Origin of the sequence: Pseudomonas avellanae BPIC 631, from assembly GCF_000444135.1 — a bacterium.
Taxonomy (GTDB): domain Bacteria; phylum Pseudomonadota; class Gammaproteobacteria; order Pseudomonadales; family Pseudomonadaceae; genus Aquipseudomonas; species Aquipseudomonas avellanae.
This window is the reverse complement of record NZ_ATDK01000214.1, coordinates 1-20,610: the sequence shown is the minus strand read 5'-3', so window position 1 is coordinate 20,610 and position 20,610 is coordinate 1. Positions and strand designations below refer to the sequence as shown.

The 20,610-nt window shown below is 57.2% G+C and carries 20 protein-coding genes and 1 pseudogene; 15 read left to right on the top strand and 6 right to left on the bottom strand.

Translation table 11 applies throughout. From position 1 onward, the window contains the following. Positions 1 to 135: 135 nt before the first annotated feature. Together DW49_RS0108260 and DW49_RS0108255 are read right to left on the bottom strand one after the other, a co-directional pair. Positions 136 to 597: an Lrp/AsnC family transcriptional regulator gene (locus DW49_RS0108260; RefSeq protein ID WP_003383369.1), complete on the bottom strand. Its 462-nt coding sequence runs from the start codon at positions 595 to 597 to the stop codon at positions 136 to 138. Between the two features lie 11 nt (positions 598 to 608). Beyond that, positions 609 to 1,685 (bottom strand): FUSC family protein, encoded by a 1,077-nt coding sequence (locus DW49_RS0108255; RefSeq protein ID WP_024420833.1) that lies wholly within the window; start codon positions 1,683 to 1,685, stop codon positions 609 to 611. Here DW49_RS0108255 and DW49_RS1000000134010 point away from each other — a divergent pair. From DW49_RS1000000134010 to DW49_RS0108245, 3 genes are all read left to right on the top strand, one after another. Then, positions 1,599 to 1,865, top strand: a complete 267-nt coding sequence (locus tag DW49_RS1000000134010) for a hypothetical protein (protein WP_029768840.1) — start codon at positions 1,599 to 1,601, stop codon at positions 1,863 to 1,865. The two genes, DW49_RS0108255 and DW49_RS1000000134010, sit on opposite strands and share 87 nt — an antisense overlap. A 177-nt stretch (positions 1,866 to 2,042) precedes the next feature. Next, complete coding sequence (locus DW49_RS0108250) at positions 2,043 to 2,366, top strand: helix-turn-helix domain-containing protein (RefSeq protein WP_005614040.1); 324 nt, start codon at positions 2,043 to 2,045, stop codon at positions 2,364 to 2,366. Beyond that, positions 2,366 to 3,592 carry a type II toxin-antitoxin system HipA family toxin gene (locus DW49_RS0108245; protein WP_005614041.1) on the top strand — a complete coding sequence of 409 codons (1,227 nt, stop codon included), beginning with the start codon at positions 2,366 to 2,368 and terminating at the stop codon, positions 3,590 to 3,592. Before DW49_RS0108250 ends, DW49_RS0108245 begins: the two co-directional genes overlap by 1 nt. A 3-nt stretch (positions 3,593 to 3,595) precedes the next feature. Here the strand turns inward: DW49_RS0108245 and DW49_RS0108240 are convergent, their stop codons facing one another. Together DW49_RS0108240 and DW49_RS0108235 are read right to left on the bottom strand one after the other, a co-directional pair. Then, positions 3,596 to 4,231 (bottom strand): nuclease-related domain-containing protein, encoded by a 636-nt coding sequence (locus DW49_RS0108240; RefSeq protein WP_005614042.1) that lies wholly within the window; start codon positions 4,229 to 4,231, stop codon positions 3,596 to 3,598. 63 nt (positions 4,232 to 4,294) lie between these two features. Continuing rightward, the gene (locus DW49_RS0108235) at positions 4,295 to 5,425 is read right to left on the bottom strand and encodes a Fic family protein (RefSeq protein ID WP_005614043.1); all 1,131 of its coding nucleotides are present in this window, start codon (positions 5,423 to 5,425) and stop codon (positions 4,295 to 4,297) included. A gap of 246 nt (positions 5,426 to 5,671) precedes the next feature. On the opposite strand from DW49_RS0108235, the gene DW49_RS0108230 reads away from it, so the two are divergent. The 4 genes from DW49_RS0108230 (at position 5,672) to DW49_RS0108215 (ending at position 12,431) form a co-directional block, all read left to right on the top strand. Continuing rightward, positions 5,672 to 6,970, top strand: a complete 1,299-nt coding sequence (locus DW49_RS0108230; RefSeq protein ID WP_005614044.1) for a M20 family metallopeptidase — start codon at positions 5,672 to 5,674, stop codon at positions 6,968 to 6,970. A gap of 60 nt (positions 6,971 to 7,030) precedes the next feature. Next, positions 7,031 to 7,534, top strand: a complete 504-nt coding sequence (locus DW49_RS0108225; RefSeq protein WP_005614045.1) for a GNAT family N-acetyltransferase — start codon at positions 7,031 to 7,033, stop codon at positions 7,532 to 7,534. Between the two features lie 248 nt (positions 7,535 to 7,782). Continuing rightward, positions 7,783 to 11,817 carry a Pls/PosA family non-ribosomal peptide synthetase gene (locus tag DW49_RS0108220; protein ID WP_024421215.1) on the top strand — a complete coding sequence of 1,345 codons (4,035 nt, stop codon included), beginning with the start codon at positions 7,783 to 7,785 and terminating at the stop codon, positions 11,815 to 11,817. After that, on the top strand, positions 11,814 to 12,431 hold the full coding sequence (locus DW49_RS0108215) for a 4'-phosphopantetheinyl transferase family protein (RefSeq protein ID WP_024420357.1): 618 nt from the start codon (positions 11,814 to 11,816) through the stop codon (positions 12,429 to 12,431). The genes DW49_RS0108220 and DW49_RS0108215 overlap by 4 nt, the downstream gene beginning before the upstream one ends. Positions 12,432 to 12,521: 90 nt before the next feature. On the opposite strand, the gene DW49_RS0108210 is transcribed toward DW49_RS0108215, so the two are convergent. Both DW49_RS0108210 and DW49_RS1000000132810 read right to left on the bottom strand, forming a co-directional pair. Further along, positions 12,522 to 13,115, bottom strand: a complete 594-nt coding sequence (locus DW49_RS0108210; protein WP_005614047.1) for an Sbal_3080 family lipoprotein — start codon at positions 13,113 to 13,115, stop codon at positions 12,522 to 12,524. Positions 13,116 to 13,160: 45 nt separating this feature from the next. Then, the gene (locus DW49_RS1000000132810; RefSeq protein WP_024420356.1) at positions 13,161 to 13,661 is read right to left on the bottom strand and encodes a hypothetical protein; all 501 of its coding nucleotides are present in this window, start codon (positions 13,659 to 13,661) and stop codon (positions 13,161 to 13,163) included. Between the two features lie 210 nt (positions 13,662 to 13,871). Here DW49_RS1000000132810 and DW49_RS0108200 point away from each other — a divergent pair, with 210 nt between their 5' ends. The 8 genes and pseudogenes from DW49_RS0108200 to DW49_RS1000000133615 form a co-directional block, all read left to right on the top strand. Further along, positions 13,872 to 14,123, top strand: coding sequence for a helix-turn-helix transcriptional regulator (locus DW49_RS0108200; RefSeq protein ID WP_005614049.1), 252 nt, complete (start codon positions 13,872 to 13,874; stop codon positions 14,121 to 14,123). Beyond that, the gene (locus DW49_RS0108195; protein WP_005614050.1) at positions 14,123 to 15,319 is read left to right on the top strand and encodes a type II toxin-antitoxin system HipA family toxin; all 1,197 of its coding nucleotides are present in this window, start codon (positions 14,123 to 14,125) and stop codon (positions 15,317 to 15,319) included. Before DW49_RS0108200 ends, DW49_RS0108195 begins: the two co-directional genes overlap by 1 nt. Before the next feature lie 241 nt (positions 15,320 to 15,560). Beyond that, positions 15,561 to 16,166 (top strand): N-acetylmuramoyl-L-alanine amidase family protein, encoded by a 606-nt coding sequence (locus DW49_RS0108185; RefSeq protein ID WP_029768655.1) that lies wholly within the window; start codon positions 15,561 to 15,563, stop codon positions 16,164 to 16,166. Positions 16,167 to 16,452: 286 nt separating this feature from the next. Beyond that, positions 16,453 to 18,537, top strand: coding sequence for a hemolysin-type calcium-binding region (locus DW49_RS0108175; protein WP_005614052.1), 2,085 nt, complete (start codon positions 16,453 to 16,455; stop codon positions 18,535 to 18,537). Between the two features lie 220 nt (positions 18,538 to 18,757). Beyond that, on the top strand, positions 18,758 to 19,243 hold the full coding sequence (locus tag DW49_RS1000000129825) for a hypothetical protein (protein ID WP_081591346.1): 486 nt from the start codon (positions 18,758 to 18,760) through the stop codon (positions 19,241 to 19,243). A gap of 17 nt (positions 19,244 to 19,260) precedes the next feature. Continuing rightward, positions 19,261 to 19,512, top strand: coding sequence for a hypothetical protein (locus DW49_RS0108170; RefSeq protein WP_024421214.1), 252 nt, complete (start codon positions 19,261 to 19,263; stop codon positions 19,510 to 19,512). A 294-nt stretch (positions 19,513 to 19,806) separates the two neighbouring features. Then, on the top strand, positions 19,807 to 20,412 hold the full coding sequence (locus tag DW49_RS0108160) for a hypothetical protein (RefSeq protein WP_024421213.1): 606 nt from the start codon (positions 19,807 to 19,809) through the stop codon (positions 20,410 to 20,412). Between the two features lie 96 nt (positions 20,413 to 20,508). Then, a pseudogene (locus DW49_RS1000000133615) lies at positions 20,509 to 20,610 on the top strand (recombinase family protein); the annotation flags it as partial.

The following is a 20,610-nucleotide window of genomic DNA, read 5'->3' as shown; positions in this document are numbered from 1 at the left end:
GCAACGGCGAAAAACAACAGTCTAGATAAGCGCGAGCACGTTAATAAGACGCAAAGTGTCGTCGAAATGCTGTTTGTTTGTGCTAAATGACGAAGCTATTGGTTATTTTGACTGTTCGCCGTTGTCAGCACTGAGTCAGACCGGCTGCCCACGGTCGATCTTGCTGCTGAGAATGATCGACGTGGTGGTTTTCTCCACGCCGTCCACGCTGCCAATCAGGTCAAGAAGCTGGTCCAGTTGCTCCGGAGAATCCGTGCGCAACCAGGCGACATAATCGAACTCGCCACTCACCGCACACAATTGCTGAACCTGCGCCATCGCACTCAGCCGCCGCAGCACTTCCTTGCCCGAGCGCGGTTGTACGGTGATGCCGACATAGGCCTGCAAGCCGCCGTTCACCACGCGTTGCGCCAGGCGCACGCCATAGCCGGTGATCACTTTGCTGCTTTCCAGCCTCGCCAGCCGTGAGGTGACGGTGGTGCGGGCGATGCCCAGTTGGCGGGCCAGCATGGCGACGCTTTCGCGTGCATTGATTTGCAGCGCAGCGATCAATTTCTGATCAATTTCATCGAGCACGGGCGGGCGGGTTTCGGACACGGGCATTTCCTTCAGAACTTCCAGCGCTTGGCGGTCTTGGCCAGACGTGCCTGCAAGCCGTCGAGGTTCTTCGCCAGTTGCTGAGTCATCAAGTGATAGCCCATCAATTCGGCCGGTATGACTGGCTGCACCGCTGGCGTTTCAGTCGTTTCAGGTGTACGTATCAAACGCTCGGTCGCGCCGGTTTGCAGCGCGCGGGCCATGCCGATCAACTGCCGACGGATCTGCCGGTAATCGCCGTCCAGCGAGGCTTTCAACGATTCGCCCGCCACTTTGTCCAGGTCTGCGGGACGAATGTTGGCGAGAATTTCCAGGGTGCTCAGGCACATGCGGAAATGCCCCTGAATGGCGTCCAGCTCGACCATGGACATCTTCACTTCCTTGGAGACCGACGGCAGCAGCGAGCGCAATTGCAGCATCGTGGCGTTGAGCCTGGCCGTGAGCTTGAGGTGCTCGTCAGCGGTGACCGGCTGGCCTTGCACAACGCGTCCATACACCTTGGCGCAGTCACGCAGGCCGCTGGCCAGGTTGTAGCGCCACGAAAACACGGCGTACAACGGCAGCGCGAACGAGAAGGCCAGCGCCAGCGCGATACCAATCAGGATATCCACCGTGCGCCATAGCCCGTCGCTGATCGGGTTGTAGCCATGCCCGGCGACGATAAACAGCGTAATCGCCGAAAGCAGCGCGGTGTAGCCGCCCTTGCCGATGGCGTGATAGGCGAAAAAGCCGCACAGCACTGACATCATTGCGTAGGTCAGCAGCGGAATTTCCAGGTAACCCTGCTGCACCACCACAATCAGGCCGAGCCCGGCGCCGATCAGCGTCCCATAGGCCCGTTCGACTGACTTTTTGCCGATATTGCCGTGATGCTGCAAGCCGCCGATCACGATCAGCATGGTCACCGATGCCCATTCGCCGTGCGGCAGATTCAGGCCCGTGGTCAACAGGATGGTCACCAGCAACCCCACCGCAATCCGCGCCGCATGGATCAGCCGCGCATGCCGGTAACGGCGATACGGATCCAGCAAAGGACGCAGAACAGGGCGAAGCCAGGAGGGTATGAAGGCAGAGCGCGAATTCGTCATGCGTTAAGAGACCGCGAGGGTAGGGAAGAGATCCCTGATTGGATGATGGTAGGCCTCAGTAAGCCACATTTGACCGGCGATGGGTGGGGTTTGTTGGCGATTGGTGAGCATGGCATTGCGCACATGGACGGTAGGAAAAGAGCCCTGAATGCAGTAAGAGCAAGGTTTATGCCTTTGTAAGGTGGCTTTATATGAGTCCTTATCGTGCTTAATGTATGTTTTCATGATCTATTATCTGCAGTCACAAGTGTGCATACGTGCTACTTTGTGATCTCTTGATCTCTTGATCTCTTGATCTCTTGATCTCTTGATCTCTTGATCTCTTGATTTCCCGTGCCCTGCTTGCCGGTATTGCTCATGAAAGCTTTTTTCCCCGTTCAATGCACCGACACGCTGATGCGGATCGCCCTGCTGGTAAAGCAGGCCAGGCTGCAACAGGGCGTTCGCCAGATTGATCTTGCCGAGAGGCTGGGCATCACGCTCCGCACGTTTCGCCGCATTGAAGCCGGCAGCGCAGAGGGCGTATCGCTGCGCGACTTCATGCTGGTGGTCTGGGGCCTGGGCGTGTCAGAGCGCTTGTTTCAGGGGCTGCGAGACGACGAGTCGTTCAGCGTCGAACAGCTTGAAGCTGCCGACCGCAAGCGCGTCCGCTTGCCCAGAAACAGGCCGGAGGACTTCTGATGGCTCAGGCTTATATTTACATGGAGTGCCCTGTCAGCGGGCGAACGCTTACGCTGGGCAAGCTGACGATTCAGTCCGGTGTCGGGACTTTTCAGTATTCACCTGATGCGGTGCAGGAAAACATCTGGGTGCCGGATCCTTTCAGGTATCCGCTGTCTGCGCGCTCTTATTCCGTGACGAAAAATGGCGGCGTTCCCGGTTTTATTGACGACGCCATGCCGGACGGCTGGGGTGAGCGGCTGTTGCATCGGGTTGAGAAAGGCCCGCTGGATTCGATCCAGCTTCTGCTCAAGTCCCCCAACGGCGACAGAGCGGGCAACATCATGGCCGGTGCTGCGCGCGTGCCGCAGGACGGGTTGGGCCAGACGCCTCCCAAGGTCCTGCATGCCAGAGGCCTCGATCACTTTATCGATACTTGCGAAGCAATCTATGACAGCCAACTCACTGCTGAGCAACTGGAGATTCTCAAGGTCAGGGATCAGCGATCTTCGGCGGGTGGCGCTCGTCCAAAGCGAACCTACCTGTTCGACAAGAAGTTGATCCTGGCCAAGCCCCGTGACAAATTCGATCACTATGATCTGCCTTCTGTAGAGCATGCCTGCATGACATTCGCAGGGCTCAAAGGGCTTCAGGCGGCCAACACGTTGCTGTATCGCAGTGAAAGAATCAATACGCTTCTGGTCGAGCGCTTTGACCGGATTTTTGAAGAGCGGACCGGTCGTTTTCGACGTCTGCCGATGCTCAGCGGGCTGACATTGCTGGATGCAGAGTGGAAAGCGCGTAGCCATCCGGACTGGCAATACGCTGCACTCGCTGACGAGCTCTATCGTCGGGGGGCTCCCGATCAGGACAGGCGAGAGCTGTATCGGCGCATGGCCTATAACGTGCTGGTCGGCAATGCCGATGATCATCCTCGTAACCACGCGGTTATCTGGAAAGACGGCACCTGGCGGCTGTCGCCCATGTACGACGTGCTGCCGATTCTGGACGAAGGGCCTGCTCAGGTGCTTGCCATGTCGGTGGGTATCGAAGGGCCGCGTCTCAATCGAGGCAATCTGTTGAGCCAGCACAGTCACTTTGCGCTGAACAGGTCGCAAGCCGAAGCCGTGCTGGATGAAGTCGCAAGCTGGGAGGCCGAACTGCACGACTACTACAGCCAGTTCATTGCTGGCGCGGAACTGGATGCTGCGGTCACTGCGACCAGTGGGGCGCGCCTTAAGCGTTAGCACTCATTCTCTGTTTTTGAGGTTGCGCACGTGCTCACGATGAGTTGCGCGATTGGGTGGACGTCGGCCTGCTTGCAGAGTGCTCACAAGGGCATCGACCTGCGCCTCACTAAATACTCGCTGCTGAAATGAACGGATGTAGCGAATGAAGCCCGCGCCCTGTGTCACGTTACTGGGCATAGGCGTTTTGAACGTGCTTTCGCCCACAAAGCTGATGACGGAGTGCAGGTTGCTCATGTCGACCGCAAGCGTTGCCTCCAGCGCCTTGAGGTGTTTGTAGTTCTGCCGTAACGGGTTCTGAAACCTGAGTGTCTGTCGGTAGATTTTTTGTGTCCACTGTGGCTGTTTTTCGCTGTCAAAAATCCAACCGCGCATGTTCTTGGTTTCCAGCACGAAAATGCCAAAGGGCGAGATGAACACATGGTCAATCTGTGTGGTGCCGTCTGCAGTGTTCAGGGTGACATTGTGCAGGCGGCGATAGACTGTCTTATCCAGCTTCCAGTGAGCAAAAAGACGCACCCACAGTTCGCCTATATGACCTTTGGCCCAAGGTGATTTGAGCAGCGCCAGCAGCAGTAACGCAGGAAGCAGCCAGATCAGGATATGGATGGCTGGGGCGAAGATGGCGCTGTAATTCATGGGGAGTCCTTTCCATGGCATTCAGATGGGTCTGACAGGTTTTCGGATCGGCTGCGGGATTCTTTACAGCGCAGACCAATTGATCTGATAGCGTGTACTTCGACCGCCACCTGGCAAGCGCACCAGGCAGTTGTTGGCGAGCAGGGCGCTTAAATGACGGGTAGCCGTGGCTTTGGAAACTTTCGCCACGGCTTGATACTGCGCAGCGCTCAGCCCCTCTTCAAAACCGCGCTCGCCTCCGTCAAGCAGACGATTGAGCACCTTTACCTGCTCGGCGGACAAGCCGTCGCGGGTGTGCAGTTGCCAAAACCGTGTTTTGGCCAGCACGCGTTCAATGCGAGCCAAGGCATGCTCAATACTGCTCAGCAATGTGCGCAGAAACCACTCCAGCCATTGGGTTATGTCGGTCGTGCTTTTCTGGCTGGCCTCCAGTACGCGGTAATACCCGGTCCGGTCGTCGAGGATGCTGGCCGACATGGCGAACAGCCGAATGGCCTGCTGATCGCCCTGAGCCAGTGCCAGGTCAGTCAGTGCTCGTGTCAGACGACCATTGCCGTCATCAAAGGGATGCAGCGTCACAAACCAGAAATGTGCAATACCGGCACGTATGAATGGGTCAAGACGCTGGTCATTCTGGCTGATGGCAAACCAGTCGATAAAATCGTCCAGCTGCCGGGAAAGCACCGTGCGGGGTGGCGCTTCAAAATGCACCGTGGGCCGATCAAGTCTTCCGGAAACAACCTGCATGGGATCGTCGCCACGCAGTTGGCCGACCACAATGCGCCCGGAGACTGAGTTGTCCTCCGCTGGAAACAGCCAGCGATGCCAGTCATACAGACGCTGCAAGTCAAGCGCCTGGGCGTGTCCTCGGGTGGCGTCCAGCATCAGTTCGGCCAACCCCTCACTGCGAGGGCTCAGCTTGCCTTTATCGGCAATCCCCAGGCGACGGGCCAGTGAAGACCTCACAGAGCCCACATTCAACTGCTCGCCTTCAATGGCAGACGAGGTGATGATGTTCTGTAGCAGCGTATCCAGAACCTCCTGCATTCCGGTATCGCCAGCCACAGCACTGCTCATACCCAGCAACTGCCCTTGAGCCTTGGCACATGCTCGCAGCAACGGCGCGATGCGTTCTTCGTCCCAGCTGAAAAACGGCCAGTCCGGTTGCTGCCAGATCCAGAGATGTTCGGACATCGGATATGCCTGTGCAGTGAGCCGAATAAAGGATTTATTCGGCTCATAAGATGAGCCGATTGTGCAGGCTATTCGGCTCATCTTCCAGAGTTGCTTCTTTGGGTGGGTAAAATGTCCGGGTTTGCATCTGTCGAACGCCCTTTCAATGGAACCGAAAGCGCCTGCCTGCCACTTAAGTCGGCACAGTCAGGCCCGTCATGGGTAATCTGATGCTATTGATTGATCGCCAAGTGGACTCTACCCCGCATGAAAAAATGTATTGCTCTGATCTTTACTCTGTTCGTCTGCAAAGGTGCATGGGCAGGAACGGCACGGGATGAACAAAGCATCACGTCTTACATCGACAGTCACGGCACCGAACAGATCGCGTTGCTTGAGAAACTGGTGAACATCAACAGCGGGACAGACAACGTTGAGGGTGTCGTCAAGGTCGGTAACCTGATCAAGCCGGAGCTGGAGGCATTGGGCTTCGAGACCACCTGGCACGACCTGCCCTCGGCAATGAACCATGCCGGCAGCCTTGTCGCTGTGCATGACGGCAACAAGTCTGCAAAACGGGTTCTGCTGATAGGCCATCTGGATACGGTCTTTCCTCAAACAAGCAGCTTTCAGACGTTCGCTTACCTGGACGGCGGCAAAAAAGCCAAAGGCCCCGGCGTCATCGATGACAAAGGCGGCGTGGTCACGATGCTTTATGCATTGCAGGCGCTCAAGCACAGCGGCGCGCTGGAAAAGATGAACATCTCGGTAGTCTTGATAGGCGATGAAGAGCTTGCAGCCAAACCGACCGAGATTTCCAGAGAGTGGCTGATCGCCGAAGCCAAAAGAAGCGACATTGCGCTGGGCTTCGAATTCGCCTTGTCGCCCAATCAGTTGATCACCGAGCGAAGAGGGCTGAGCGAATGGTTTTTGACCAGCACCGGCATCGACAAACATTCAGCGACGATCTTTCAGCCTGAGACCGGTTTTGGTGCCATGTACGAGTCGGCCCGAGTGCTTGACGAGATTCGTCAGAAACTGTCAAACGAGCAGGGCCTGACCATCAATCCGGGACTCATTCTGGGCGGCTCAACGGCTGCAGAAGACAGTGCCAGTGGCCAAGGCACGGCGTCTGGAAGAAAGACAACGGTTGCCCGGATCACATCGGTGCATGGTGACTTGCGCTTCAGCAGTGAAGACCAGAGAGCCTCTGCGGAAACCCGAATGAAGGAAATAGCCAGTCACCCGCTGCCGCAGACCAACAGCGACCTGAAAATAAAAGCCATCATGCCGGTCATGGCGGATCGCGAAAGCAATCGCCAACTACTGGCAGCCTACAGTCAGGTCAGCCAGGATCTCGACGGACCTGCTCTGGAGTCGGCGCCCTCAGCAGAACGAGGCGGCGCAGATATTTCCTATGTGAACAAGTATGTAACCGCGAGCCTGGACGGCCTTGGTGCGTGGGGGACGGGTGCGCACAGTGAAAATGAAACCATCGAGTTGGGCTCATTGCCCGTGGTGACGAAACGGGCGGCTATTTTCCTGATCCGTTACGGTAACAATTGATTTGTCTTGTGCCGGCGCAAGCTCTTTCGGGCTCGTTACAGCGATCAAAGGGGAAACTCCGTGAAGTTCGACCTGCGCCTGTCACAAGACAACGATCTGTCGGATTTGATACGTCTCTCAGCGCAGGCTCGTGTCCGCTATAAAATCATTCCTTCACTCGCGCACGTCGCCGACAGCCCTGCGCTGAGCGAAGAAAGGTTCAACGTCTGCCGGGTTATGGTCGCTGTCGACAGGGACAGTCAACGCGTCATCGGCTTTGCAGCCATGCGGCCTCTTGACGGTCTTTTGTACCTGGACACCATCGCTGTTGATCCTGAGGCTTCAGGCAATGGCGTGGGGGAGGGGTTGTTGTTGTCCGTCATGGCGCATGCGCATGCCCAGCAGGTTAAAGCGGTGAGCCTGACGACATTCCGCGAACCGCTCTGGAACGGGCCCTGGTTTCGAAAGCATGGCTTCTCTCTGATGCCGCAAGCTCATGTCGGCGCTGGGCTGAGGGCGGTCATTGACCGTCAATCGCTGACTCACCGTCCAGCCACGCGGGAGACACTTTGGCGTTTGTTGTGATCTCTGATCGCTACATACCTTCGATCCATCGTTCAACATTCGTACAGCCTGCCTTTGCCATATTCGCGTTGCCAGCCTGTTCTCTCGCCACGGTGAGAGCTGCAGCGCTCCAGTCAAAATGTATCAAAACAGACATATTGCAGATACGTCATGCCTATAAAACAGGCTACCCGCTGAAGGACCGGCTCTGAATGCATAACCAGAAACTCTCAGGCTTCCCCCTTCAGACGAGCTAATTACCTGCTGCCATGAATAACCTGAACCTGTCCGAATCTCGCCAGAACGAATCATCGCCGGATGTCATTTACGGCTCTATTCAACCCGAACTGCTACGTGAAGAGGTGCTGGCTGATCTGCTGGAAGCCAGCGCACACCGCGATCCTGCACAGGTGGCATTGATCTTCGGCGAACGCCGGATCAGTTATGGCGAGTTGGACCGACAAGCCGATCAAGTGGCGTCGGCGCTGATTGAAGCGGGTGTTCGACCTGGGCAGATCGTCGGCCTCTGGCTGCCGCGTGGCATCGAGCTTCTGATCATGCAGGCCGGCATCGCCAAGACTGGCGCGGCCTGGCTGCCGGTGGATCAGGACACACCGATGGAGCGTCTGCAAATCTGCGTGGAGGATGCCAGTGCCGTCGGTGTGGTTTGCAGTGAAGCGCTGCGGCCTATGCTGGCTGAAACGGGGCTGGAGACGTGGACGGCCGAGGCGCTGCTGGCCCCCAACGACAGAATTGCGGTGCGACGCAGCGGGGCCTCGCCGGACCATCCCGCCTACGTCATCTACACCTCGGGTTCGACCGGCAAACCCAAGGGCATCGTGATTTCCCAGCGCAGCATCTGCCATTTTCTGCGCAGTGAGAACGCGATACTCGGCATCCGCGCCAGCGACCGGGTTTACCAAGGGTTCTCGGTGGCGTTCGATATGTCGTTCGAGGAAATCTGGATTGCCTACCTGGTGGGTGCAACGCTTTGGATCGGCCCGAAGGAAACCAGCGGTGACCCCGAGACGCTGCCGCGTCTGTTGAACGAACAGCGCATCAGCGTTTTACACGCTGTGCCGACACTGCTGGCGCTGTTCAGTGAGGACGTGCCGAGCCTTCGCCTGATCAATCTGGGCGGCGAAATGTGCCCCGAGTCTCTGGTCGAGCGCTGGGCGACTCCAAATCGGCAAATGTTCAATACCTATGGGCCTACCGAAGCCACAGTGTCGGCCAGCCTCGCGAGGTTGTCGCGTGGACGTCCGGTCACCATCGGCACTCCGCTGCCCAATTACGGCTTGCTGGTGATCACCAATGACGCTTCGGTGGGGGGCGGTCTTGCGCCGAGCCTGTTGCCGCGCGGTGAAGTGGGCGAGCTGTGCATCATCGGCCCCGGTGTTGCCGAAGGCTATCTCGGAAGACCGGACCTGACGCAGGAGAAATTTCTTTCTAATCCGTGGTCCACCGGCTACCACGATGCGCGCTTGTATCGCACTGGCGACCTGGCGCGCATCGATGGCGAAGGGCAGGTGCAGTGCCTGGGGCGTGCCGACGATCAAGTGAAAATTCGTGGTTTTCGTGTGGAGCTCGGCGAGATTGAAGCCTTGCTGGCGCAACAGCCCGGCGTCGGTACCACGGCTGTTTTACTGCGTAACGAAAACGGTGTTGATCAACTGGCTGCTTACGTGGTTTGCGACGCTGAGCCGCCTTCCGGCTTTACCAGTCAGTTGCGCAAAGCCCTGCAAGCTCAACTGCCGCCGTACATGGTGCCGGGGCACTTTGAACTACTCGACAGCATGCCTCGCCTGACCTCCGGGAAAATCGACCGCAAGGCACTCAAGGCTCTTGCGTTGACGATCGACGCAAGCAGTGCTGAGTCCGATACCCCTGAAACTGAAGGTGAGGTCGCACTGTTCTCTGCACTGGCCACGCTTTTTCCAGGCATGCCAATTCGTCGCGATGCTGATTTTTTCACCGATCTGGGCGGGCACTCGTTCTTTGCTGCACGTCTGGCGTCGGCTCTGCGCGCCAACCCGCGCTTCGCTCAAATCACTGTGCGCGATATTTACCAGCAACGGCGCGTCGGTTCGATTGCTGAAGTGCTGGATCAGGCCCCCGAGGAAATGTCCGCTCCGGTCGACTGGACACCTCCTTCAGCCTGGCGGCGCTGGCGTTGCGGGATGGCACAAGCGCTGGCATTGCCAGTAATGGTCAGCCTGCGGATGACGCAGTGGCTTGCGCCGTTCTTTACCTATCACTTTCTCACCGGCTCGCCCGATGACTCGGTCGCACTGGCAACAGTGGCTTCTATCTCGGTCTTTCTGATCACCACTGTGTTGCAGTTCTTCATTGCGATAGCGGCCAAATGGCTGATTGCCGGACGCCTCAAGCCCGGCGTCTACCCGCTGTGGGGCCTCACCTACTTTCGCTGGTGGGCCGCCGATCGTATGGTCGAGTCAGCACCGGCTTACCTGTTGAGTGGGTCTTCGTTTTACCCCGTGTGGTTGCGCGCCCTCGGCGCGAAGGTCGGGCAGGAGGTCGTTATCGGCGGCACCGTCATCAGGGCGCCTGACCTGTTGCAGATGGGTGATGGGGTGAGCGTCGGCAACGGTGTCAGCTTCGAGAACGCACGCGTCGAACGGGGCCAATTGCACTTAGGGCGTATCGAGTTGCAAGACAACGCCTGTGTGGGGTCTTACGTGATCATGGAAGGCAACACGGCGGTCGGCCCGTGGGCACATCTGGAAGCACAGTCGGCGATGGCACAAGGACGCGAAGTCCCGGCTGGCCGTGTCTGGCAGGGGTCGCCTGCGCGTGATGTCGGCGCTTTTGACACGCTTGGCCAACCGGCGCGTCCCGTTGTCACAAAGGCGCGCTTGCGTGCGGAGAAGCTGTTCTTCGCGCTGGGTATTCTATTGGTCGCCCTGCTGTTTTTCATCCCGGTTTTCCCGACCTTTTTCCTGATCGACTGGTTCGACAACCAACATGTTCTGCCGGCGTTTGAAGGGAGCGGGGTGGTTGGGCAACTTGCCCGCTATTTCATCCTCGCGCTCCCGGCCAGTGCCGTGTTGATCGTCGCCACGGTGCTGGCATCTGCCGCATTGCGCTGGATCGTGTTTCCACGCCTCAAGCCGGGCCGCTACGCCGTACACAGCAACACCTACTGCGCCAAATGGTTGATCAGCCAGATTCAGGAGGCGAGTCTGAACGTGCTATCGGGCATCTACGCTACGGTTTATTCACCGTTCTGGTACCGACTGCTGGGCGCGAAGGTCGGGCGTGATGCCGAGATCTCCAGCGCACAGGGTGTGATCCCCGACATGCTGACCCTCGGTAATGAAACTTTCATCGCTGATGCCGTGATGTTGGGCGACGAGCGTATCGATGGTGGCTGGATGACCCTGCAACCAACGGTCATCTCCAATCGCAGTTTTGTCGGTAACGGCAGCTACATTTCAGACGGTACGGTGCTGCCGGAGAACGTCCTGATCGGTGTTCACTCCTGCGCGCCGCACAACAGTGAACTGGCCGATGGCGACACCTGGCTCGGCTCGCCCCCGATCAATCTCCCCGCTCGCGAACAAGCGAGTGGCGCTCCGGAGTCACTGACCTTCAAGCCGTCACCGCTGCGCCGTCTGGCCCGAGGGCTGGTCGAAGGCGTGCGTATCGTGACCCCGCACGCTGTGGTGATCGCTGTCGGTTACACCGTCATGCTGGACCTCATGCCGCTGGCCGAAGACGAGCGCTGGGGTGCTGTTCTGGCTTACCTGGCGGTGATTGGTCTGGCTTACAGCGCGGGTAATTTCCTGCTGGTGGCTGCCCTGAAATGGCTGGTCATCGGCCGTTACCGCAAACGTGCCGACCCAATGTGGACGCCGTTTGTATGGCTTTCAGAAGGCATCACCAGCCTCTATGAAGGCATGGCTGTGCCAAATTTCATGCGCTACCTGCGCGGCACACCATGGTTGCCGCTGGCTTTCAACCTGCTCGGCTGCAAGATCGGCCGTGGGGTGTATATGGACACGACCGACATCACTGAATTTGATTGTGTCAGCGTGGGGGCAGACAGCGAACTGAATGCAGGGGCTTGTCCGCAAACGCACCTGTTTGAAGACCGGGTGATGAAAATCGACCACGTCACCATCGGCGAGCGCGTTTACATGGGGCCACGCAGCTCTGTGCTCTACAGCGCCGCAGTGGGCAACGACGCGCACCTTGGCCCACTGACGCTGGTGATGAAAGGCGAACATATCCCCGCGTGCAGTCGCTGGGCCGGCTGCCCGGCGGCGCCTGACAGGGTATGAGCGTCGGGGCAATCTGGACATTCGATGAAAATGGCCAGCTTGCCCCAGTCAAATCATCTCCTCAGGCCGGTGTACTGCTGGTCAGTTGCCTGATCAAGCCGGGCACCACGAGGGTCGAAGCGAGAGATCGTATTCGTAGCTGTGTGCGTGAGGCCCTTGTTGAGTGGCTCGGGTTATCGCTTTATGCGATTACCTCTAACAGCATTCCCGGCCATGCCCCACGGCTGATAATCAACGGTCTGCCGGAGCCTGGGTTTTCCATCAGTCACGAAGCCGGGTTGTCTCTGGCAGCGGTGAACTTACAGGGGCCGGTCGGGATTGATGTGATGCAGGTCCAGGATGTTGCGGACTGGCAGGTGGTTGCGCAGGATTACTTTGGACCTGACGTAGCTGCCGGGTTGCTAAGCATGCCCGAGGCGACGCGGCCAGCTGCATTTGCCAGAGCATGGTGCGAGCGGGAAGCGCTTTTGAAGCTGCATTCTCGGGGTATTGCAGAATGGGGCGCTATGCAGCATCTGGATGGCGTGGGGGTTGAGGTGGATCTGGGGGGCAGGTGGGTTGGCGTGGTGGCGCTGCTCGGGGAGTGGCGCAGCACTCTGCGTCACAACCGGTGAAGACATTTTGCCTGCCCGCCACCTGACACTGACCACGAACCATGGGCAAAAGGATCATGAGTCGGCAATTATCCCGGTGAGCTTGTCGAGCTATTCGGCCATTATTTGCTTGTAGCGCTTCTGATATTCAGCATAAGGAAGACTCTGCTCTCTAAGCAGATCGAGCTGTTGCTGCTGGTAGGCTTCTTTTGTCAGGGGAGATGTGCCGGCAACAGAGTTCGAACCTTTGGGGCCTTTCAACCCAGCCGCGCCTTTTGGAAATAGCTGATTGGTCATCTCGGTGATCTTTTTCTCTGCATCGATAAACTTGTCGATCACACGCCCGCCACCCCAGCGCGAATCATATTCAGCCTGGCCGACTTGCTGACCAAATTGATAAACGCGAATGTCGGCATAACTCATATAAATGGCCATGTCCCAACTCCAGGTTCCGATATAGGTCGTCGTCAGAGGGCAACTGGACGGGCTGCTGCCCGGCGGAATCTGACGTGTATGAAAGCCTTTCTCGGTCAGCAACCTGACGTAGGTCGTATTGAACCCTTCGCGCAGACCATCAGCAGGGATCATGCAGATTTCCGGTGCCAGGTCCTGAGAAAGCTGAACCGGAGTCACCGTTTGGTTAATGGTGCACCCCGATGCCAACACTGCGGATGCCATTGTGATGAAGATATAAAGGGTGCGCATGGCGACCTCCTTGTCATTAATAAGGCCGGCAAGGTATCACGGCTTTTACTGATTCATTGTCCCGTCTTGGTTCGAGGGCATCTGTCCGTGCTCCCCAGCCAGGTACTTCGCCATCGCCGCGAAGCGTCGCCGGGTTTCAATTTCAAACAACCTGTTGATCAGCGAATCAAACATCCACCCCAGCCAGCGGGGTCTCAGACGCATATTGAACGTGTACGTCAGTTCGGACGTGTTATTGGCGAGGTCTTTGTGGTGCATAGACGCTGCCCACTCCTGAAAGCAACCTTGAGGTTCTATCAGGACGGCAGCAGCAACGTGATGTGAGGGCTTGTAGTTCACAAAGCGCGTGCGCATGGCAAAGAGTCGTTTCCAGCCCCGCCCCTGATTGGACGAAATAGCCCCCACGTAAGGATGACTGTTGCCGTCTTCGACTACCGCGCTGGATAACAGGCTGTCCCAACGCATGCGAATGTCATGGTTGTGGAATGTCTCAAATGCTTGAGTCGCAGAGCAAGGCATGATCAGCCTGATTCGCCTTACGGGCATGGGGGTATGGCCCTTTTTGATTGCGTTGGGTTTGTGGATTGGTGCCTCTGTGTGTACCGCTAAGCGGTCAGGTTCGATGCCGCCGGGTAGACTTTTTAGCAAATCCGCTAGCCGCCGTCGCGGCTCAAATAATCTGCTCACCCATCAATTTGATTTTCTCAAAGGTCAGGTATACGTTACATTAACTCTAATTTGTAATGTATACGGAACATGGACTACTCACTGATCACAACGCGCCTTGGCGAGCAGATCCGGCAGCGCCGCCTCAATCGAGGGCTGACGCAAGCCAGGCTTGCCGCATTGGCTGCAGTCACCCGGCAAAAGGTCATCGCTATAGAGAAGGGCGACCTTTCAGTAGGCATGACAGCCTATGCGCGGGTGCTCGGGGCTCTGGATTGTGAGCTCTCGGTCATACCCGCTGCCATGCCCACGCTGGACGAAATTCAGGGAGTGTTCGACTGATGATGACCACGCTGCAGGTTGCAACGCCACAGGGCGAAAGTGGGCGAATCGTCAGCAGCGCAGGTGACTACCTGTTTCGCTACCACCACGACGCCAGCACTCAAGCTGCAGTCAGCTTGCTAATGCCCCTGCGCATGGACGAATACCGCCATCGCGAGCTGCACCCGATTTTTCAGATGAATCTGCCGGAAGGTTATGTTCTGGAGCAGCTACGTAATCGTTTGGCCAAGATCGCAAGCGTCGATCCAATGTTACTGCTGGCGCTTTCTGGCAGCAGCTCGCCTATCGGCCGAGTCAAGGTCAGTTCGCCGGAGGTCGATGCGCTGTTGCAACGACAGCAGTTTTCAGGAGAGCGCCTGGACGAGATTCTAGCGTGGGATGGTGCCGAAGACATCTTCGCGGGCTTGGTGGATCGTTACATCCTGCGTGCTGGCATCTCGGGCGTACAACCCAAAGTACTGGTTCCAGAGCATCAAGATTCCGCGCCGCAGCGTTTCACGTCGAAAACCTCCGATCTGATCGTCAAGAGCGGCCGGGGTGAGTTTCCTGGCTTGGCGATCAACGAATTCATTTGTATGTCCGTGGCAAAGGAAGCAGGAATTATCGTGCCGGAGTTCTACCTGTCCGATAACTTCAAGCTGTTCGTCATGCGACGCTTCGACCGGGATGACCAGCTCAACCCAATAGGCTTCGAGGACATGGCGGCACTGATGGGGTTACCTGCCGAGAAGAAATACAGCAAAAGCTACTCTGCTATTGCCAAGGCAATCCGTCTGTTCTGTGCCCCCGACCAGGTGCAAGATTCATTGGCCCAGCTATTCGCAATAGTGACCTTGAGCTGTATTGTCGGTAACGGCGACGCCCACTTGAAAAACTTCGGTCTGCTGTATTCCGACCCCATCCAACGCGATGCCCGGCTCGCTCCAGCCTACGATATCGTCAACACCACGGCTTACATCCCCGAGGACGTTTTGGCACTGGATCTGGTTGGCAACAAATCGCTGTTTGCCTCGCGGCAGGGCCTGCTGGATTTCGCCCAGGCCTGTGATATTGCGCGGCCGCAAGAGGTGATCTCCGGGCAATTGCAGGCACTGGAGCAAGTGCTGGCGCGTTCGGTTGAGCTGAGCGAACAGGTGCCAGAGGTCATCGCTGCAATCAGGCGATGTGCTGAGCCGTTTATGAGAACCTTTGGGTAGTCCTACGCTGGCGATAACAGTCCGCATCCCCAACACTCAAAAGCCGGATTTCGCTACACTGTATTTCAAAATGTAAGCGACATTTACGCGTCATGCATTCTGGATACGCATCTGCGCTCTGATGGATGGCGCTCTATCAACCAACACCGTCGGCAAAAACAAAATGCTCAAAGTGCTGACTTCGCGAATTATTCCGTTTGCTTTCGTGCTGTGCGCCTCGCCCTGCTAAGCAGATTGGGTCATCGTCGATGCGGGGCACACACGTGCTCATCCAGGTGCAACGGGAGCAAGCGGCAGGGTCGAGCATCTTTACAACCTGGATCTGAGCTCGGCAGTTGCGCGCAACCTTCAGGCCGGCGGTGATCGCGTCACGCGTACAGGTGCCAACAATCTCGAGATCGCGCTAGCTGACAGACCCAATGCTGAACCGGGTGCGTACCTGTTCGTTTCGATTCACCATGACTCGATGCAGCAGTCGTGGATCGATGCGGGTCGCCGTCGAGAGTTCAAGGGGTACTCGATTTTCGTGTCCACGTTAAACCCGCATTATCAACAAAGCCTCGCCTGCGCAAAGGCAATTGGTGAGAAGCTGCTTGCGGCTGGCGAAACGCCGTCTCTTTATCACGTGACACCGATCAAAGGCGAAAACCGCCCGTTTATTGATCAGAGATTGGGTATTCACCGTTTCGACGATCTGATCGTGCTCAAAACGGCTCCGATGCCGGCTGTGCTCGTTGAGGCGGGTGTTATTGCCAATCCAGACGAGGAGCCACGCCTGCAGGACCCCGCAACGATTGCGAAGATCGCAAAGGCAATTTCGCAAGGAGTCATGGCTTGCCAGCCGTGACGGGCAGGAATATATCTGCTCAGCCAAGAATTCCAACCAAGAGAAGTGAGCGCGAAGATGAAGAAAATTGCAATTGTCCTGATGGCTGTAGTTTTCCCCCTCGGGGCACACGCTGCGGGGTGCGCCAAGCCCCGTAACGCGTTCGATCAGGTCTACTGTGCTCACACTGCGATTGTCGGCAAAGCTTAAACCGTTCGCATTTATTCATCTTGCCAGGGTCAGATCCACAGGATCCGTGCAAGCCCCTTCCCAATCCGTTCGGGTTCCATGCCTAAAGGACAATGTCATGGCGTCAATCGATAGCAAGGCCACCATCAACTACACCGTGCGAACAGGCCCGGGGACAGTGCAGGTCGACCCCTCCTCGGGTGGCGATTCAAACTGGAGCATCATCCTTCAGCCTGACGGCAAAATCCTTGTCGGTGGCGAAAGCTTCCAGACTGCCATTGGCTATCCTGGCTCGCCGGGCGATGAAAGCTATGGTACGCGCGGCAGCTACACGGCGGTGCGCCTCAACGCTGACGGCAGCCTGGACAACAGCTTCGGCCAAGAGGGAATTGCCCTCGTGCCCGGCAACCTGGACCCGGAAGATTATGCTTACTACGTAATGGCGGTGCAGGCCGACGGTAAAGTGCTATCAGCACAGCCGGGGCTAGGCGGTTTGAAGGTAGAACGCTTCAACGTAGATGGCACTCTGGACACCACTTTCGGCAAAGGCGGCGCGGCTGGCCTTGATGTACCGATCGGCGCTGATGGAATGGCTATTTACGCCACAGCAGATGGCTCGGTGTACGTCAGCCTTCGCGGCACGTCCCAAGCGATCGTGTTCAAGCTGGACAGCACCGGGGCGCCGGTCGAGGATTTCGGTGCCAACGGCGCACTTCTCCTCAACCCGACGGGGCATTACGGCACCGGTAATATCGCCACCGTTGTGCAGCCCGACGGCAGCGTATTGCTCGGCAGTTGGCTGTATGTGGGCGCCGACGGCCCCCACGACCCGGGCGATCCGGTTTATGCCGTTCAGCGACTTGCAGCCGACGGCAACCTGGATACCGCGTTCGGCGTGGACGGCGTGGTGTATTTTGATACCGCGCTGGGGCTGGACTACCGCGCTGCGATAACCGTGCAAGCCGATGGCAAGATCATCGTGGCTGGCGAGAGTAACGACAATAACGCCTTCAACGTACTGCGGCTGAATGTGGATGGCTCGTTCGACACCTCCTTTAGTGACGATGGCAAGCTGACGATCCAGGTGCCCCAAGGCGCGAAGAACTATGCCCACTCGGCAATCGTTCAGCCTGATGGCAAAATCCTTATCGCCGGCGACGTGATCACCCGACTGAACGCCGATGGCAGCCTGGACACCACCTTCGGCAGCCAGGACGGCCAATACCACGTGGACGGATCCAGCCAGGCCAACCACCTGATTGGCAACGACACAGCCGAGATTATCCGTGGCCTGGGCGGAGACGATGTGCTGCAAGGCGCGGGTGGCCGTGACGTGCTGGCAGGCGGGACGGGCTCAGATATTTTCCGCTTCACCCAGATCAGCGACAGCTACCGTACCGCTACCGAAACAGGCAGCGACCGGATTCTGGACTTCGACGCCTCTCAGGACCGTGTCGATCTGATTTCGTTGGGCTTTACCGGCATTGGCGATGGCCATAATGGCACGCTGGCCATCCAGGCCAACGCCGAGGGCACGCGCACATACCTGAAAAGCTTCGATGCCGACGCCAACGGACAGCGCTTCGAACTGGCGTTCGAAGGCAACCTGACGGGGCAGTTGAACAGCACCAACCTGGTGTTCACGGCCCCCACCGTCGAAGGAACGGCTGGCAAGGACGTAATCACGGGAAGCGCAATGTCGGAAGTCATCTATGGCCTGGCCGGCAACGACCGTATCGACGGCGGCAGAGGCTCGGATGTGATCATCGGAGGCGCGGGCGCCGACTTGCTGATCGGCGGCGACGACCCGAACCTTTCGGTCTCTGGCCGTAATGGCATCAATGACGCTGACGTATTCCGCTACACGGCAGCCACTGACAGCTACCGCACGGACAGCCAGAGTTTCGTGGACCTGATTGTCCGGTTCGCAGACAACAACGACAAGATCGATGTGTCGACGCTGGGTTACACAGGGTTCGGTGACGGTACCGGCACTACACTGAAGATGGCCTATAATGCGGATCTGGACCGCACCTACCTCAAGGATGTGGAACCTGACGCTCAGGGCCATCGGTTTGAGATTGCCCTCACCGACGACTGGACCCAGGATCTGGGCAATAACGATATGATCTTTGCGCTAACCGCGCAGGTGTCGCTGGTGGGTGTGGCTAGCGCGTTCACCCAATCACCAGATATGGTGTAGCTGGGCAGAACATTGATGGGGGTCTGAGCAGTGGTGAGGGTGGCTGGCGCGCCTTTGGGCTTGCTGGCTGCCGTTATCCAGGGCGACGCTATTCTGGATAACAGCCACTCCACGAACTCATAAAAGTCGTTCTAATGCCCCCCACGCCCTGATGTCGATCCAAGGGCTGCTCAGCACGAGGATTCGATATTCGCATTCACCAAAATCACGGACCCCATTTATGAAATCTCGATTTTCTTTCAGCTCATCCTTTCTGATTATGTTGTCGCTGACAGGATGCGCAGTGAGTATGGATCCTCCAAAGCGCGATCAGCTTGGAGAAAGCGCGCTTTACGGCAGTTGGCGTGTTGCAGGTGTAGCAGTATCAGACTCGGGCGTGCAAGCACTAGAAGATAATGATCCGAGATTCATGGGTCGACGCCTCGGTTTCAATCACGAACAACTTGCATGGCAAGCGTCAGCAGACTCTACGGAAGATGTGTGCAAGGCACCTGTATTTCAAAGGCTTCCGGCAATGAGCGGAGTTGGACTAGAGCCACAACTTCATAAGCTCGGCATCGAAAGAGCCGTACCCTATGGGGTTGAGTGTAAATCTGGCAACTGGGGTCCTTTTGATCAAGAAAGTCCGGTATTTTTTTTAGCACAGGATGGGTCGTTAGCTCTTTCCTGGTATGACGGAGGAATGCTGAAGCTCGTGCGAGACTGATTTAGGAAAAGGTGAACATGGCACAACTGATCGAGGCGTTACGCTCGACCGCAGCGAAGTGGCGAGCAGGCAACCTGGAATACCGTGAAGGCGTCGTGCTGATCTGGCAAGGCGCGGTGTACGGCTGGAAGGATTCCTTGCGTGATCCGAGCGATGAGAGCCCAGGCGTATACGCTGTGAATGAAACAGATCACATTTTCATTGCCGAAGGTGGTGATGAATGTAACGGTGCGAAATGCTGGGTAGCCGCTGTCTTGGACAGCAAGTAGGAAAAGGCACCTCGGAACACAAAGGGGTCGTCGATCAATGCATTTTTTGAGGCGTGGCGTATGCAATGGGAGCTTCCTCCAGCCGGATTTCTCAGTTCTGAAGCAGACGAGCTTGTACCTATCGTCTTGCAAGCCAACGAAAGATTCTTTGCTTTAGCGAAAGACGTGAACCAACTGATCATGGCGATGGCGCAAGAGTCGCTAAACACCGTACACACGAGTTCGATGGCGGATGATGCGGTGCTAGTGCGTTTGCTAATGCGAGCGGCATGTTTCTAGCAAGGGGCACTCCTGATGGCTGAACGAGACATGTATGTCGAATGCCGCGCTATGGCACGATCTGTCATTGAAGTAAGTCTCGCGGTGGCTGCGATGGGCGGAGACAAAGCCACGTTTATGCAGATGCTTCGGGATGATCACTTGAAGAGCCGTCGTAACCGTTACCTAACCCTGCATACCCACAGCACTGACCCTGGTACGCGGAAAACCCTGCAGACAGCGATAGATCAACTTGAGAAATCACTTAGCATCATGAGTCCCAAAGCGGTAGCCGCGCTGAGGGCTTTGGAGCCCGCGTACTTTACCTACCAGGTGCTCTCTGATGACGCTGGACATGTATCAGCCACATCCCTCGATCATTTCATTGAGCCTCACGAGGGCCGAAAGTATTGGAACTACAAAGTCGGTGCAGGTGGGCCTGACGAGATCGCAGCGTCACTCTATTACTGTCTTTATGGAGCCATTCCTGTTGCAGTTGGGATTGCAGAGTTACTCAAGCTGGAGCAGTTCGCGGGCCAAATTAATGAGGTGGTGGACCGATTCGATAAAGCCCCCCACCCACTTGAAAAAACCGCACAGCGCGCTATTCGAAGCCAACGCCTTGACCGTCGGAGTAAATAGGAAATCGACCGTGTAACCCCAGGCCTCGCTTCGTGCGGGGCTGGGTCAGTAGAAAAACACCACTTTTGCATCGAAAAGACACAAGGAACGTCGTATGAAACTGCCAGTGGCAGCCATGCCGACCGCCCGGAATTAATCCGACTACTGGTGGAAAGCATTGATCGGCTGTCGCGGATGAATGACCAGGCTTGGCGATCC